Origin of the sequence: Vaccinium witches'-broom phytoplasma str. VAC (assembly GCF_000309405.1) — a bacterium.
Taxonomy (GTDB): Bacteria; Bacillota_I; Bacilli_A; order Acholeplasmatales; family Acholeplasmataceae; genus Phytoplasma.
Genome location: NZ_AKIN01000112.1, coordinates 1 through 234 on the forward strand (window position 1 = coordinate 1; position 234 = coordinate 234).

General features: G+C 26.5%; 1 pseudogene. It reads right to left on the reverse strand.

The annotated features are described in order from the left end of the window. Positions 1-234 (reverse strand): annotated as a pseudogene (locus RI68_RS04065) (replicative DNA helicase); the annotation flags it as partial.

Consider the following 234-nt stretch of genomic DNA (forward strand, 5'->3'; position numbering starts at 1 on the left):
GAAAGTTTCTGATAGGCGGATAATATTCTTCTTGAATTTTTTGTTTGGATTGTTGATCAATTTCAAAAAATTCAGGATGGACAGAGGACATTTGATTTAAAGTTAATAAGGTTTTATTTGATTGATGAGGAATAAAAGCCATAAATTTTCTTAATTTATCAAAGATTTCTTGGTAGTATAGATGTTTATGATAAGGATCTTTGTTTTCAAAAGAAGGACTAATGATTTTTAAGA